Below are 16,875 nucleotides of genomic sequence, written 5' to 3'. Positions count from 1 at the left end.
TGATCAAGTAAAATACTTTGTCTGAACCATATATTGATATCTATGTAACAATATTAGTCCCCAAAATCTGCATATTCCATCGAGATGAATTTGCCGTATTGAGTCCATGGTGGCGTAATGTTTACGTGTTGAATGTGGGTTTTGGTCAGGCTATAACTCTCTCCGTTTAAGCTGCGAATATCAATGATCAGCGCTAGATTATTTTTATTGTCCCATTTGATTTTAATCTTATTTTTTGCATTTTGGCTCTCATACCACGTATAGCCATTGTCTTGTTGCGTAATTTTCATTTTTTTCACTGATCGGGAATCAAAGATGGAAAAGACACAGGTCCAACAGTGAGTTAAACCGAGCATTTCGATATCCACATTTTGTAAATGAACCACAGTTTTATCTTCTGGCAGGACCAGATTAAGTCGTGTTGATTTTTTATTGTCGATAAAATAATGTTGTGCTGTTTCCGATAAATCCAAGTGTTTATGGTTGGGTTTATTTTTTATCTCAGTTGAATGTTGATGATGTTTGGGGAGAACTCGCTCAAGCCAAACGTTATTCTGATTCCGATACATACGTTCCTGAAATACCGAAGTGTGGGTGACGCCATCATTGCCAATCACTTGAGACTCACGGCTAATGGTTGCTTTAAGCACTGGTGCAGCTTGAACAGCGTGGATGGAGGAGACAAATAACAGCATGATCATAAATCGCATAAATAATCCTGTATAAGCAAGAAAACCTCAGCTGATATTTCTCGCTGAGGCCTTAAAGTGGGTCGGAATTTAGAAACCAAACGCTTCTTTTAATTTACTAAAGACCCAAGTGTTATCACGTGTTCCTTTGAATATCGATGAACCGGCACCTTCTGCATAAAGTAGAACATCACCACCACCATGGGTTTCAGAACCTGGCGCACCCATGCGAATCCCAACTTCTTGTAGATAACCATCAGCGGCAGCATCTTGTTCAGAAATGTTGACACGAGAAGTCGGACGAGGACCACCACCATTACCAAATACCAGTACTGAACCGTTGCGACCATTCACATCGAGGGCAGGGGCATGAGGCTTACCATCCGCCAAAACGCGATTTGGTGCGGCAGCTGTGTTAGCAACAGCATATAAATAACTTAAGCCTAAAATCCCCGGATTCGTCGATGTGGTTTTGCCTGTACGGGCGTTGTAACCATTAAAGGTTAAGGTATGGTCATGATCTGCTGTGACCACGATTAAAGTATTTTTGAGATCAGGATCAGTTTGTTTCACTTTGTCCAAAGCTGCTTTGATCGCATTATCAAAGGCGATGGTATCTTGTAGTGAGCGTTTGGCATTGGTGCCATGCAAGGCATGGTCAATACGACCGCCTTCTACCATCAAAAAATAACCTTTGTCACCACTTTGTGCTTGTAGCATTTCGAGTGATTTTACGGTCATTTCTGCAAGACTAGGTTGATCTGGTGCCTTACCATTCAAACGATCTAGATCATAGGCAAGGTGAGAGGTTGCCGTATAAAGACCAATATATTTTTTGTTGAGTGGCGCAGCTTGCATTTCGGCTTTGTTTGCACCAACGGTATAACCTTTTGCTGACAGTTCACTTAATAAATTACGTCCATCAATACGACCTCTACTATTGCTTGTACTGTATGGGGTGAAGTGATTTCGACCACCACCCATCAATACATCCATGCCATCAAGTAGTTTACTGTTGTAGCCAGCCCCACCAGGAATAATTTGACGGGCAATTTCAAACTGGGCATTTCGATTACAGACATGTGCAAAAGTTGCAGCAGGAGTTGCATGGGTCAATTCAGTTGTGGTGATTGCCCCGACTTTTTTACCTTTGGCTTTTGCCAACTCAAGAATCGTCATCGCAGGTGTTCCCGCTGCAGTGCTTGAACCCGGTTCTGGGCAACGGTTTACAGCATTTGAAACCTGTGTGCCATCAGGTGCTTTTCCTGAGCTGGGTTCTACAGCAACTGTACCAGGCGTCATTCCAATCACTTCATTGCGAGTTTTTTGTCCAGTCATATATGCCGCCATAGAGGGAGCGCTGTCTGTGGTTTGTCCATCTTCTGAAAATGTTTTGATACGTACCGAACGACTAAATGTATCCATGGTGAGTTTTCCTGATTCGCCATAGGCATAGATTCGACTGGCAGTGACCACTGTTGGTCCCATACCATCACCAAGAAAAAAGATGATATTCTTTGCTTCACCCGCGGCTTGAACAGGCAGACTGCTGAGTAATAATGTGGCACCCATGATCAAAGAGGCGAGATTCAGTTTGTCTAATTTTATATTTTTTGACATGGTTATATTCCTTTTTACAGACCAATGGCTTTACGAATACGTTGAAAAACTTCAGTATTTTCCAGACTGCCATGAAAGTTTTCCGATCCTGCTCCAATGGCGCCTAAAAATACATCCGTTCCTCCGTGAGTTTCATCATCTGCAAATCCTGTCTGCACAACCGCTTCTTGCTGGAAGTCATCCGAGGCGACACCAGTACACCATCCCACTGTGCTGATTTTTGTACCGAGGCTATCGGTATAATTTCCAGCAGGTCCACTGACAGGATTACAAATATCATTGTCTAGCAAAGCGCTACGTGGTTCTTTTCGATCAAAATCGAGCCGTTTTTTTCCAGTACCAAAACCGATAATGGTATAAGGGTTGCCATTGATATCTTTTGCGACACCATTACCGTTATAGTTTTTAACCAGTCCAAGAACACTGGTTTCACCCCCCTTGACATATTTTCCCGTACGTTTTGCATAACCATTCAATACCATTGTATGGTCATGGTCAGCAGTCACCACTATCAGAGTATTCTTAAGTTCGGGGTCTGTTTTACGGATTTTATCGATTGCTGTTTGAATGGCATTGTCAAATGCTACAGTATCTTGAAGTCCTCTTTTCGCATTGGTGTCATGGAGTGCATGATCGATACGTCCACCTTCCACCATGAGAAAAAAGCTTTTATTTTTGGCTTGTAGTACGTCGATTGCCTTACTGGTGAGATCGGCAAGACTCGGCTCATCAATTTTTTTATTGATCCGATCAAGATCATAATTGAGATGACTGGAATTAAATAAGCCTAAAAGCTTTTGAGTTTTGCTCGGATCGACTTTGTTAAAATCAGTTCCATTTGCCACAAAGGTATAACCTTGCTTTTGCATTTCCTGAATGAGATCTCGACCATCAGTACGTTTTCCGCCGGCAGTGGTGGGTTTAAATTGTCTTAAACCACCACCCAAAATCACATCCACGCCATCTTTGAGTTTACTGTTGTATGCGGCATAGCCTGTACCTTTACCGCCTGGAACCAATTGCGCTGCAATATCATTTTCTGCGTTACGGTGACAAACATGCGCATAGGTTGTTGCTGGAGTAGCATGAGTTACACGGGTTGTGGTGACAATACCTGTGCCCATTCCTCTTGACTTGGCAAGTTCAAGCAGTGTTTCCGCTGGTTTTTTATCTTTATTGTCCGCAGCAGCATCACAATTGCTTGTACCATTGCTGTTGGGTGGTGTGGCAACGGTACCTGTCTGCATGGAAATGACTTCATTTTTCATTTTCACGCCAGTCATATAGGCAGCCATTGATGGGGCACTGTCTGTGACTTGACCGTCTTCAGAAAAAGTCCGTACAAAAGCTGATTCGGGTAAGCGATCAATGGTTAAATCACCATCTTCTCCCACTGAATAAATTCGCGCAGCAGTTAAGGTGGTGATCCCCATTCCATCGCCCAAGAAGAAAATTACATTCTTAGCGGTCGGTTTTACAGGTGTGACCACTTGTGGACCCTCTTTGTCATTATCCGAGCAAGCGGTAATAGTTGTGCCGCCAAGGATTATCAACAAGCTGAATGCGAGAAGATTTTTCCTCTTGATCATTTTTAGAAGGAACATAAACTCAATATCCTTTGAATAATAATAATGGCTTTTTTTGTTCAATTTGAGTCTATTTACTGTTGATGACATTTTTATTGCTAAGTTTAGAATTTCTTAAAGATGACTAAATTGTAATTTTGCTGAGATGTTATTGAAATTTTATAAATGCATATTTAAAAATTTTTATCACTTAAATCGCTTTAATTCTTTGAGAAATTAATGAAATAATGCGATGTTATTTTTGATAATTGCTGTTCAGTGTACTGACAAAAAATCTTCAGCAGTATTTTAAAGGATATTTTGCTTAATTTTAGCAATAAATTTTGGATTAAAAACATCAAATATTATGTAGATAAACTTTAGCTATGTGCCAGTAATCAAAGTAAATATTCATATATGATATTCACTTATTTAAGAGATTAGCCAATAAAAAGTAGAAAGCCATTGATATAAGCTAAAACCGATAAATTGAGTTGAGATATTTGATCAATACAGTTTCTTTCAAAAAGAGATATCAGGATTTTCACTCGAAAATGACAATAATATTGATAATTTTTTTTAGGGCAATAAAATTTAAATAATTGTTTCATATATTAATTTTAATGGGTAAATACAAAAAATCCCTTTCATTTGTTTTGAGCACAAAAAAATCATGATTGAGGATAATTTATTATATTTTCTGTCCTTTTTATTATCTTTTTGCTATGTCGACACATTGTATGATTTAAAAAATCGGGAATTAGACAAAGTGTCGACACAACCTGGATAGATTGAAAATGATATCTGGTTAAATGCAGGGATGTTTTATGGATAAGAAAATACTGTTGGCTGAAGCATTAAAGCGTCGAATTATTAGCATGGAATTGGCACCAGGCGCAGTTGTTGATGAAGTGGCGCTCAGTGAGGAGTTTGGACTTTCTCGTTCACCGGTTAGAGAACTTTTAAGACAAATGGCGGCTGAAGGGTACTTAGAACTAGAGGCAAATCGTGCAACTCGCGTGTCTTCAATGAGCCATCAATCACTTCGTAATTTTTTCTTAGCCGCACCTTTAATTTATATTTCGACCACACAGTTAGCAGCCATCAACGCAACACAAATCGAAATTAAACAACTCAAACAGATTCAACAATCATTTCGAGAGGCGATTGATCAAGGTGATATAGAAGGACGGGTTTACTTTAACAATCAATTTCATTTGGAAATTGGAAGGATTGCAGATAACCCTTACTTATTACCAAGCTTACAGCGTTTACTGATTGATCATGCCCGTTTAGGTAAAATTTTTTACCGCTCTCCAACTACTGAGGATATGCAGGAAGATTTGAATACGGCGGTTTTACAGCATGAACAAATCATTCAAGCAATTGAATCTCACAATGCAGGTGAAGCAGGTGAAATCATTAGATTGCATATGGATTTATCTCGCCGCCGAATGACTGAATATGTTGTGCCAACGGGCTTAGATGTACCAGTTTCTTATTGATCAGCGAAAGATTTAAAAATACCTGCTCACTTCACAGTGGAATACGAAGTGAATCTATCAATGGAGTTTGATAAAGATGACAAAAGTAACCGCCTTACCTGCTGATGATCAACAATGCGCTTGGTATCACTTGAGTCGACAAAGACAAGCCAAAACGGGCCATTCAGGCACAAGCTCAGCAAGATGGGCTGTAATTGGTGCGGGTTACACCGGACTGGCAGCTGCAAGACGTTTGGCAGAACATTTTCCCCATGACGAAGTGATTTTGATTGAAGCACAGGAAGTCGGATATGGTACAGCAGGTCGTAATGCCGGCTTTGCTATTGATCTCCCCCATGATATTGGCGCAGAAGATTATATAGGTGATATTGAAATTGCTAAAACGACTTTAAAGCTCAATTTACTGGGTCAATCACTTCTTCAAACACAGGTAAAGACACACGGTATTGATTGTCATATGCGCAGTAGTGGTAAATATCAGGGTGCGGTTGAAACTCGCGGTATTGCAGTATTGGAGGCATATCAACGCGGGTTGGATAAGTTGGGTCAAGATTATCAGGTGATCAGCGAACAGGACTTGCCGCATCACATCGGAACTTCATTTTATAAAAAGGCTTTGTTTACCCCGGGAACGATTTTATTACAGCCATCGGCATTGGTAAAAGGCTTGGCTGACAGTTTGCCATCTAATGTCACACTGTATGAAAATACCGCAATTACAGAAGTTGAATATGGAGATAAAGTTGTTCTAAAACATGAACATGGACAAATTATCGTTGATAAACTGATCCTTGCCAATAATGCTTTTGGACAACGATTTGGTTTTTCACAGATTCAACGCACTATGTTGCCTGTTTTTCTCTATGCCAGTATGACGCGACCTTTGACAGAAAATGAACAAGCTCAACTGGGTGGAAAAGATTTCTGGGGCGTGATTCCTTCGGACCCTTTTGGCAGTACAGTTCGAAGAACGCATGATCATCGTATTCTCATACGGAACAGTTTTAGTTTTAATCCCAACGGGCAACCCAAGCCACATTGCTTAAAACGTTTTATACAACGCCATCAACAGTCTTTTATGAATAGATTTCCCATGTTGCCTGCTGTGGATTTTGAATATACATGGAGTGGTTCACTGGCACTTTCACAGAATCATAAAGGCTTTTTTGGCCAGTTAGCACCCAATGTCTTTGGCGCACTATGCTGCAATGGGCTGGGTATTACACGTGGTACGGTGACAGGAACATTATTGGCAGATTGGCTTGCCGGCGAGCGGAGTGAATTAACTGATTTTTTACTGGCAACGTCTGGGCCGAATAAAGTTCCACCAGAACCCTTTTTATCCATCGGTGTGAATGCAACCCTGTGGTGGGGACAAATGAAAGCTGGCTTGGAGAGTTAATATGTCTACCTCATGAAAGATTACTTTTAGATTTTGAATTTAAACGATTTAAATTAATCCAGTCTTCCTAAATACAGCAGCACTTCATTGTAGCGAAATTGATGATCCAATTTTGCAGGTTTTGTTCAGCCTTGTTTTAGGAAATGTGTAGGAAGCACACCCTTAATATTGAAGGATCGGAGACAGAGATGACAACAAATAATGTTTCTATAGAAGATGTACCTTTAAATAGGTTTCATCAACTTTTGACCATCCGAACTGGTGGTGGATGGCTCTTAGATGGTTATGTGCTCAGTATTGTCGGTGTGGCAATGGTACAACTGTCTTCAGCATTGCAATTGACGAGCTTTTGGCAAGGCATGATTGCTGCCTCAGCTTTGATTGGAATCTTTTTTGGAAGTTTTCTCGGTGGTTGGCTTGGCGGTTTAATGGGACGACAGAAACTTTATTTTGTTGCGCCGATCTTATTTACCTTGTGTTCTTTAATCCAATACTGGGCAGAGTCAGCAATGATGTTGTTTCTCTGTCGCTTCGTAATTGGGATCGGTGTCGGATTTGAATACACCATTGCAGGTTCTCTGCTTGCTGAGTTTTTACCACAACAGTCGCGAGGACCGCGTTTGGCCATGTTGACCATTTTATGGTTTGTGGGAGCTGCACTGGCTTATATCGTCGGAAACCTGATTTTAAACAGTCACTTTGCAGATGCTTGGCGTTTGGTAGTGGCCAGTCCCGCTGTGATTGGTATCTTACTGATTATTTTGCGCTTAGGTACACCTGAGTCACCACGTTGGTTATTGAGTAAAGGACGTACAGTTGAAGCAGATGCAATTATTAAAAAGGTCTACGGGCCAACTTTTTCACTGAATAATCTGCAATCCCAAATTTTAGAAAAGAAAATTTCCTTAAGCAGTTTCTTAACGTCAGGTTATGGAACACGGGTGTTTTTTGTCTCGATGTTTTGGGCATGTTCAGTCATTCCTGTCTTCGCGGTTTATGCCTTTGCGCCAAAAGTGCTGGATGCCTTGCATTTAAAAGGTGATTGGGCGGCTTATGGATCAGTTGCCATCACCTTATTGTTTGTTGTGGGTTGTGTGCTTGCGACTCGCCTAATCAATCATATGGGGCGCCGTAGCATGGTTATTCAAAGTTTTCTATGGTCGGGTTTGGCTTTGCTGGGTTTGGGCTTTTTCTCAGAAGCTTCACCTGTGCTTATTTTGGCTTTATTTGGACTCTACGCACTGTTTATTGGTGGTGCACAAGTTTTGCAATTTGTTTATCCAAATGAATTGTTTCCTACGCAAATACGTCCCATTGGCGTGGGACTTGGCGCTGCATTCTCACGGATTGGTGCGGCAATAGGGACATGGTTAGTGCCGATGTCACTGGATTCAATTGGTATTGCAAACACCATGTATGTGGCAGCGGGTGTCACGCTGTTGGGACTGGTCGTCTCTCTGGCATTTGCACCTGAAACACGTGGAATGAGTTTGGAACAATCCACAACCTTAAATTAATTCTGAAAAAGTCTTGCCCTGATTTCAAACTGAACAATGGCAAGCATATAACACTTTAAATGGAGAACAGAACATGAATTTTGATGGCATTTACACACCTGTCATTACCCCATTGGCAGCAGACGGTTCAATAGACAAAGCAGCTTTTGCTGATGTTCTAGAATACTTGATTGATGCAAAAGTACATGGAGTTATTGTCGCAGCGACAACAGGTGAATATTACGCGCATACTGCGCAAGAGCGTTATGACTTAGCGAAGTATGCAAAAGAAGTGATTGGTTCACGTCTACCTTTGATGGTGGGTACAGGGGCTATTCGTACTGAAGATTCAGTGGAGTTTGCAAAAGTTGCCAAGCAAATTCAAGCGGACAGCATTTTGGTGACAATCCCACCTTATGCACTGCCCACTGAAAAAGAAGTAGCTGTTCATGCTTTGAGCATAGATCAGGCAGCAGATTTACCTGTGATGTTCTATAACTATCCAGCACGTATGGGCGTGAGTATGGGGAAAGAATTTTTTGATACGGTGTTTGCTGCGTCTAAAAACTTTGTCGGACTGAAAGAGAGTTCCGGTGAGATGAATCAGCTGCATATGTTGGCACGTCATTATCCAGAGTTGGAAATTTCATGTGGTTGGGATGATCAAGCACTTGAGTTCTTTGCCTGGGGAGCACGCAGCTGGACTTGTGCAGGTTCCAATTTTATTCCACGTGAACACATTGCCTTATATGAAGCATGTGTCATCGAAAAAGACTTTGATAAAGGTCGCCGAATCATGGCTGCAATGATGCCATTGATGGATTTTCTTGAAACGGGTCATTTTATTCAATGTATTAAATACGGTTGTGAATTGAATGGCTTAAGTACGGGAGGCGTGCGTGCACCGCTGCAAGATATGGATGCTGAGAAAAAGCAAGCATTCCAAACTATTGTTGCACAACTTAAACGTGACGTTGTAGCAATTACAGGAGGTGTGTAATGGCTGAATTGTTAAGTGCAGCAGAATATCGTGATATTGCACAAAAATTAAAGTTTCCAACATTGGCTTTTATCAATCACAAATTTCAAGCTTCTGTTTCAGGTAAAACCTTTAGAACCACCAATCCTGCAACAGGTGAAGTGCTCGCTGAGATCACTGCCTGTAATGAACAGGACGTCAATATTGCTGTTGAGCATGCCAAAGCAGCATTTGAAGATGGACGTTGGAGTAAGCTTTCACCAAATCAGCGCAAACATATTCTATTCAAATTTGCCGATTTACTTGAAGCGCATACCATTGAACTTGCGGTCATGGAAAGTTTGGATAGTGGTAAACCTATTCGTGAATGTCAGCTCACTGACATTCCTGAAATGATTCATACCATCCGTTGGCATGCTGAATTGATTGATAAAATTTATGATAACACTGCGCCTGTGGGAGTAGATGCTTTATCCATTGTTGAGCGTGAGGCAATTGGTGTCGTTGGTTTGGTTTTACCGTGGAATTTTCCACTGCTCATGTTGGCTTGGAAAATTGGTCCAGCATTAGCGGCAGGCTGTTCTATAGTGGTAAAACCTGCAAAAGAAACAACTTTGACAGCATTGCGTGTTGCTGAATTGTCTGTTGAAGCAGGTCTTCCTGCGGGAGTATTGAATGTGCTGCCAGGTGGGGGACGTGAAGTGGGTGAACCTATAGGCAGACATATGGATGTCAGCATGGTCAGCTTCACGGGTTCTACTGAAACAGGTCGCTTATTTCTTCAATATGCATCTGAATCAAATTTAAAACGCATCGTACTCGAATGCGGCGGTAAAAACCCGGCTGTTGTCATGAACGACGTTGAAGATTTGGATCTGGTTGCTCAGCATATTGTCAACGGTGCTTTTTGGAACATGGGAGAGAACTGTTCAGCCTCTTCACGCCTGATTGTGCATCACGATGTTAAAGATGAGTTATTGGGCTTGATCGGCATCCACCTAACGGATTGGAAAATGGGTGATCCACTTGATCCAGAACATAAATTGGGTGCGTTGATCAGTCAGTCTCATTTTGAAAAGGTGAAATCCTATATCGAGCAAGCCAAAGCAGAAAAACTCAACATTCTACATGGTGGACAGACTAAAAAAGAAATCTTCGTTGAACCGACCGTGGTAGACGGTGTGAAAGTCACAGATACTTTATTCCAAGAAGAAGTTTTTGGACCCGTGCTTGCTGTGACCACATTCAACACCATTGAAGAAGCGATTGCTTTAGCAAATAACACGATCTATGGGCTTGCAGGCTCGGTTTACACCAGTAATTTACGTCATGCCATCAAACTGGCACGAGCAATACAAGCCGGTGTGGTCACAGTCAATTGTTTTGGAGAAGGTGATATCACTACGCCATTTGGAGGATATAAAGCCTCTGGTTTTGGTGGGCGTGATAAATCAATTTGGGCGCATGACCAATATACAGAGCTGAAAACAATCTGGATTGATGTTTCTGAAGCTTAGCGATATATGGAAATGGAATGATGCCGGGCTCGACTTTTCGTCATTCCTCATCTTTGCTCTGTGGAGCAGACAAGGACATCAACCATTGCATCAGATAGGTTTAACAATTTTGAAAACATACTGTTGCGATAAATCATGGAATGAAAGGAATTAAAAATGCTTAAAACAATAAACATATTAAGCTTGGGATTATTGACGCTGGGAATGTCTATGCCCGTTATGGCAGGGATTACGTTTGGCTCAGCAGAAAGTGAAACAGGTGCTTTAACACTATCAGGTACACTACGGGTCAATTATCAAGATAAAGATTATGGTGAAGATGTTTCCGATCAAAAAATAAAATTGGATGCTGCCATTCTTCGACTGGCTTACGACTCTCCTGATTGGTTTGGTAAAACAGAGTATCGTTGCTATCAGTATGATACTTTGTGTGATTTTTCTACGCTTGTCTATGCTTATGCAGGTTATCGTCTTAACAAGACAAATCATCTTACTGTCGGTTTACAACCCATCCCATTTGGCCCAGGCCGTTTTTGGGACAGCAGTTTTTATGCAGGTATCAATAACACCATGGGTTTACAGGATATTCACAATCTTGGTGTGAATTATCATTTTGAAATGCCATCAGCAACCCAATTCGATTTAGCTTACTTTGCTTCAGATGGAGGAAATTATCACGGTCAGAGTAAAGATTCAGCACGTTATAGTGCCAACATGGTGAAGTCTTCCGATCCACTTAAAACCAACCTCCAAGAAAAGAACATGTGGATGGCACGTGTAGATCAAGAATTAAAATTTTTAAATAATGATGATCTTAAAGTTTCAGCAGGTGCAAGTTATTGGTATTCGCAGATTGAAAACCATAAAACAGCCGAAAATGGTTCAAGAAATACATGGGCATTATTCAATCGAATTAATTATAAAAATCTAAATATTGTCCTGACTGGTGGCAGGCAGTCGATCACCAACAAGGATGACTTAACAGCAGATCGTTCTGGCTTTGGTTCTTTTGACAGTGAATATGATATTGCCAACCAAGGTTATTTCTACACGGTCGACAGCAGTTATCGTTTTGATCATGTGCGTGGAGCTTTGAGTATTACTCCGTATTTAGTGTTCAGTGGTTTTGATAAAAAACAGAAGCAGTTTCAAAACTCCCAACGTAATATCGCAGGACTCGCTTGGGAATATAAAAATACCACGTTATACACTGAATATTTGATGAGTAAGAATGATCCATTTGTAGGTGGTAGATCAAGCTCATTGGCAAAAGGGGATGATGGTAAGTGGAATAAACTGCTGAATTTGATGTTGGTATACAACTTTTAAATGATTGTAGGGCAGTAAAAATGGCACTTTGGTCAAACAAAAGACCGAATGTCACAACCTAAATAAGTGATGAAGATGATTGTAAATAGAAGAAATGCAACATTCATAGGACTCATTGCAGTCTTACTATGGAGTGCCATTGTCGGGCTGATTCGCAGTGTCAGTGAAAGTCTGGGTGCAACAGGAGGTGCAGCAATGATATATAGCGTTGCTTCTGTGTTCTTGTTCTTAAGTATTGGATTTCCCAAACTACGAGAATTTCCACGAGCGTACCTAATGTGGGGAAGCCTACTGTTTGTATCTTATGAACTGTGTTTGGCACTGTCGATTGGCTATGCAAATACCAGTCAACAGGCAATCGAGGTCGGAATGGTCAATTATTTATGGCCAGCCTTGACCATGGTTTGTGCCATTTTATTCAATCATCAAAAGTCAAATTTACTGGTGATCCCTGGTTTTATCATCGCAATTTTAGGCATTTGTTGGGTTTTAGGTGGAGAGCAGGGACTTGATTTGGTCAGTATCGGGCGAAATATTCAAGATAATCCCTTGAGCTATGGACTGGCCTTTATAGGTGCTTTGATTTGGGCTGCCTATTGCACCGTTACAGCAAGAATTGCCAATGGCAAAAATGGAGTCACACTCTTTTTTATGCTTACGGCTGCAGTGTTATGGATTAAATACCTCGCTATGGGGGCAGTAGCGATGCACTTTGATTTACATGCGCTGATTTATCTTGTACTTGCTGCGGGGGCAATGGGTTTTGGTTATGCAGCTTGGAATATTGGTATTTTGCATGGCAATGTCACACTTTTGGCTGGTGCTTCTTATTTTATTCCTGTGTTTTCAGCTGCACTTGCGGCCATCGTTTTACAAACGCCGCTTTCACTCTCTTTCTGGCAAGGGGCAGCCATGGTATGCCTTGGCTCTATTTTATGTTGGTTTGCCACACGTCAGAAATAACCACTCTGAATGTAAATGAGGTCATAGATCAGAGAAATATTATAACAACTCAATTTTAAATGGAAAAAGCTGAATCCCTGAGCTAAGGGATGAAATATAAACTTTGAAATATGATCATTTCAACTGTTTTGTGGGTTCGGCTTACTTTAAATTAAGGAAGTCACAATGAATAATTCTAATATTTCAGTAGAAGATGTTTCCCTAAATGGATTTCATCAGAGACTTACAGTTTCTGTTGGGGGAGCGTCATTAATGGATGGCTATATACTCAGCATCATTGGTATTGCCTTGGTACAGATGACAGCCAATTTACAACTCACTAACTTTTGGCAGGGCATGATTGCAACTTCAGCACTGCTTGGGATTTTTGCAGGTGGCTTATTTAGTGGTTGGCTCACAGATAAGTTCGGTCGTAGAAAAATTGTATTTGTTGCGCCTGTCATTTTTTTAATTTGTTCAATTCTGCAATTTTGGACAGATTCGCCCATGATGATTTTTATGTTGCGGTTTTTAATCGGTATCGCGATTGCAATTGATTATTCTGCTGCAACCAGTCTGTTTGTTGAATTCGTTCCAAAAAAATACCGTGGTTCACGTTTAGCCAGCTTTACCATCTTATGGTTTGCAGGTGCAGCAATGGCTTATATTTTTGGAGATATTATTGTTCGTGTTATGGGCAATGAAGGTTGGCGTTGGGCACTTTCTAGTTCAGTCATTATTGGTGTGATTTTACTTTTATCTCGTCTCGGTACTGTCGAATCAGCGCGTTGGCTCATTACCAAAAATAGAAGTTCTGATGCGGAAAATGTCATCAAGAAGGTATATGGTAATCAATTTTCATTGGCGAATTTGCCTAAAGAACCAACATCCGCAAAACTCTCATTGGGTGATATGTTGCGTATGGGCTATGGCAAGCGTCTTATATTTGTCATTATATTTTGGACATGTGCCATCATTCCTGTTTTTGCTGTGTATGCTTTTGCTCCAAAAGTGCTTGCAGCGCTGAAGCTAGAAGGAGATTGGGCAGCTTATGGCTCCGTTGCAATTACTCTGTTATTTGTCATCGGTTGTATTCTCGGCACTAAACTGATTGATGTATTGGGGCGTCGTAAGATGCTGATTCACAGCTTCTTGTGGTCAGGTTTGGCTTTATTGTTACTGGGAACATTCTCTGATTCTTCAGAAATGGTGGTATTGGTGTTCTTTGGCGCTTATGCCTTATTGATTGGTGGTGCGCAAGTTTTAGAACTTGTTTATCCCAATGAAATTTTTCCAACAGAGTTACGTCCTTATGCAATGGGTTGGGCGGTCTCCGCCACACGAATCGGCGCTGCAATAGGAACTTTTCTTGTTCCGATGTCTCTTGAAACTATCGGGATTGGTAATACCATGTACGTTGCTGCAGCAGTTACTTTGATTGGGTTAATAGTTTCTATCGCTTGGGCACCAGAAACCAAATCAAAAGATCTTTCTGAGGCAGCCGCATTGGAATGATATACTGCAAAGGTGAGTGGTAAAATAAACAGGATACAAAATCTTGTATCCTGTTTTGATTAATGAAAGTATTTTAGTAAAGCACAATTTTAGCAAAGTCAGGTTTTAGAAAATAAGCTTTGCATTCAATACGTTCTTAATTTTTTCAATAATGGTTTGATTGCAATCCAGTTGCTTGAAATCCAGCAAATAAAAGAGCCCAGCGTCACTAAGCTTGTTCCTTGCCAAAAAGTGATAGGTAATTGAGTATCTAACACAAACATCGCCAAGACTGATGAAACAATCGGTGTAAAGTAGGATGCCACAACAAGAATAGTGATATTGCCGTGAATAATACCTATATTCCAAGCGGCATACCCCAAACCAACGGCCGCAGCAGCGAATAATAGATATAAGCATAATCCAAGATCAAAATCAGGCATGACCAATTGATCGGTGACTATCAATTTTATCCAGAGCGTGAGTGCAACACCGATAAAGAAAAGCGAGATCGGATTTTGCCCATTGCTCATTTTTCGGGTAACCACACAGTAAAATGCCCAAATCACCGCGCCTGAAAGTGCTAAAAGATAACTGAGTGGATTATCTTTTAGGTTTGTGACCACACTTTGGGTACTGAACGAACCATTACCAGCTTGAATATAAATAATGCCGCTAATCGAAATAAATAACCCAATTAAGATCAAAACATTAAATTTTAATTCTTTAAATATGACAAAAGCAGCAATGGTCAGACTTGGCCATAAGTAATTTACAATACTGACTTCAATGGCTTGTTGCGAGGTTTTTGAATAGGCGATTGCAAAGGAAAAGCACAACTCATAAACAATGAACAGGGAGGTAGCAAGAATTAAGTATTTTTTTGAAATCAGTTTAAAGTTGGGAAACCTAAAAATCAGCAGAACGATCAGCGCACTTAAACTATAAATCAGGGTAATTCCCATCGCAGGGCCGACAGCGCTACTGATATATTTCACCAAGCCGACCATGGATGCCCACATGAGAATTGCACTTAGGCCGATCAATGTTGCTAAATTCTTAGACATAGAGATTTCAAAATAGAGGATAGTGTTGTAGAGAAGGCAGATATAAATGTAGCCCTACAGAATAGAAAAATACAACCAAGTAGAATAGGAAGATTAGGACATTATCTAGTATATTTTTACATAGGGGTGTTTGGAAAATGAAATATTGCAAGCGATTTAAACGTGTAATCACATTATAGACAGCATTGTTTCATTTCAGTTTGTCTACTCCATGACGGCGTTTTCGATAGGCAAACGGAGTTTCACCATATTGCTTTTTAAACCACAGGATAAAGTGAGAACCATCGGAAAAGCCACATTCGATCGCAATGTTGGTAATATACGCACTGGTGTTTGCAAGTAGTTTACGAGCATGTTCTAAGCGCAGTCGACGCCAGTAATTGGCAGGTGCTTCATTGGTATTTGCTAAAAAGACTCGATTTAATTGCCTTGGATTGGTATTTACGTGTTCAGCAACTTCTTTTAAGGTCACATGGGCACTTAAATTTTCACTCATAAAAGCGATGGCTTTAGATACCATATTATTTTCATAAGTGCTGGGATTGTCTAAAGTGGTTTTTTCTTTGTCTTGTGAATGAAGTGGTTTCTGCTGAATAAGCAAATAATCCAAGGTTTTTTGTGCACGGATTTCACCACAATGGACTCGAATTAAATCAGCCGCCAGATCAATTGCCGTTCCACCCGGACAGGTAAAGATGCCATGATCTTCAATATAGGTTTGTTCAATGAGGGTAACAGCTTTGGGAAAAAGTCCGACAAATTCATCTCGAGTGGTAAAATGGATGGCACATTTACGACCGTCCAGTAAACCTGCATTGCCCAAAACAAAACAGCCTGAACACAGCGCGATAATCGGGATTCTGGCAGCATGTATCTCCTTTAGCGTTTCCAGTAAATATACAGGCGGTTTTCGGGTTTCACTGAGCAATCCCCCCGCAATGACAATATAATCATAATTTTGTTTAAGTTCCTTCAGATCCAAGTCTTTGGTCGGATTAACCGACAAGCCGCAACTGGCATTCACAGGAAGGTTGTTATAGGTCATCCAATCCCATTTGCAATAGATCTGCAAACTACGAAAGGATTGATCAGCGGCAAATCTTAATGATTCGACAAAACCTGAAACGGGCGCCAAAGTGAATTTATCCATGAGAATAAAGCCAACTCGGAGATCAGGTTTAATTTTTGAAAGGCTTTCAGGGGGAGGAGAAACCTCATCATAAGCATTGGAGGATACGTGTTGCATCGTTTTCACCGTCAAATCCATAAG

At 40.7% G+C, this 16,875-nt stretch carries 13 protein-coding genes; 8 read left to right on the top strand and 5 right to left on the bottom strand.

The genetic code is table 11. The features are described 5' to 3' along the window. Positions 1-53: 53 nt before the first annotated feature. The 3 genes from OSH00_RS09835 to OSH00_RS09825 all read right to left on the bottom strand — a co-directional run bounded on the left by OSH00_RS09835 (position 54) and on the right by OSH00_RS09825 (position 3,913). On the bottom strand, positions 54-710 hold the full coding sequence (locus OSH00_RS09835; RefSeq protein ID WP_266130276.1) for a hypothetical protein: 657 nt from the start codon (positions 708-710) through the stop codon (positions 54-56). 69 nt (positions 711-779) lie between these two features. After that, complete coding sequence (locus tag OSH00_RS09830) at positions 780-2,309, bottom strand: alkaline phosphatase (protein WP_266130275.1); 1,530 nt, start codon at positions 2,307-2,309, stop codon at positions 780-782. Positions 2,310-2,323: 14 nt separating this feature from the next. Beyond that, entirely contained in the window at positions 2,324-3,913 is a 1,590-nt protein-coding gene (locus tag OSH00_RS09825) for an alkaline phosphatase (protein ID WP_266130274.1), read from the bottom strand. Positions 3,914-4,701: 788 nt separating this feature from the next. Between OSH00_RS09825 and OSH00_RS09820 the strand changes: the two genes are divergently transcribed. The 8 genes from OSH00_RS09820 (at position 4,702) to OSH00_RS09785 (ending at position 14,559) form a co-directional block, all read left to right on the top strand. Continuing rightward, entirely contained in the window at positions 4,702-5,379 is a 678-nt protein-coding gene (locus tag OSH00_RS09820) for a GntR family transcriptional regulator (protein WP_266130273.1), read from the top strand. Between the two features lie 76 nt (positions 5,380-5,455). After that, a complete protein-coding gene (locus tag OSH00_RS09815; protein WP_266130272.1) occupies positions 5,456-6,781 on the top strand; it encodes an NAD(P)/FAD-dependent oxidoreductase in 1,326 nt (441 codons plus the stop codon). Between the two features lie 188 nt (positions 6,782-6,969). After that, complete coding sequence (locus OSH00_RS09810; protein WP_266130271.1) at positions 6,970-8,298, top strand: MFS transporter; 1,329 nt, start codon at positions 6,970-6,972, stop codon at positions 8,296-8,298. 73 nt (positions 8,299-8,371) lie between these two features. Beyond that, positions 8,372-9,277 carry a dihydrodipicolinate synthase family protein gene (locus tag OSH00_RS09805; RefSeq protein ID WP_266130270.1) on the top strand — a complete coding sequence of 302 codons (906 nt, stop codon included), beginning with the start codon at positions 8,372-8,374 and terminating at the stop codon, positions 9,275-9,277. Then, positions 9,277-10,773: an aldehyde dehydrogenase gene (locus tag OSH00_RS09800; RefSeq protein ID WP_266130269.1), complete on the top strand. Its 1,497-nt coding sequence runs from the start codon at positions 9,277-9,279 to the stop codon at positions 10,771-10,773. Before OSH00_RS09805 ends, OSH00_RS09800 begins: the two co-directional genes overlap by 1 nt. A 156-nt stretch (positions 10,774-10,929) precedes the next feature. After that, a complete protein-coding gene (locus tag OSH00_RS09795; protein WP_266130268.1) occupies positions 10,930-12,102 on the top strand; it encodes a hypothetical protein in 1,173 nt (390 codons plus the stop codon). 75 nt (positions 12,103-12,177) lie between these two features. Beyond that, a complete protein-coding gene (yddG, locus tag OSH00_RS09790; protein ID WP_266130267.1) occupies positions 12,178-13,065 on the top strand; it encodes an aromatic amino acid DMT transporter YddG in 888 nt (295 codons plus the stop codon). A 165-nt stretch (positions 13,066-13,230) separates the two neighbouring features. Next, positions 13,231-14,559 carry an MFS transporter gene (locus OSH00_RS09785; protein ID WP_266130266.1) on the top strand — a complete coding sequence of 443 codons (1,329 nt, stop codon included), beginning with the start codon at positions 13,231-13,233 and terminating at the stop codon, positions 14,557-14,559. A 125-nt stretch (positions 14,560-14,684) separates the two neighbouring features. On the opposite strand, the gene yddG (OSH00_RS09780) is transcribed toward OSH00_RS09785, so the two are convergent. Next, positions 14,685-15,605: an aromatic amino acid DMT transporter YddG gene (gene yddG / locus OSH00_RS09780; RefSeq protein ID WP_266130265.1), complete on the bottom strand. Its 921-nt coding sequence runs from the start codon at positions 15,603-15,605 to the stop codon at positions 14,685-14,687. Between the two features lie 190 nt (positions 15,606-15,795). Beyond that, on the bottom strand, positions 15,796-16,851 hold the full coding sequence (locus tag OSH00_RS09775; protein WP_266130264.1) for a GlxA family transcriptional regulator: 1,056 nt from the start codon (positions 16,849-16,851) through the stop codon (positions 15,796-15,798). Between the last annotated feature and the right edge of the window lie 24 nt (positions 16,852-16,875).

The organism is Acinetobacter nematophilus (genome assembly GCF_026344175.1).
Taxonomy (GTDB): Bacteria; Pseudomonadota; Gammaproteobacteria; order Pseudomonadales; family Moraxellaceae; genus Acinetobacter; species Acinetobacter nematophilus.
This window is presented reverse-complemented; position numbering and strand designations above follow the sequence as displayed.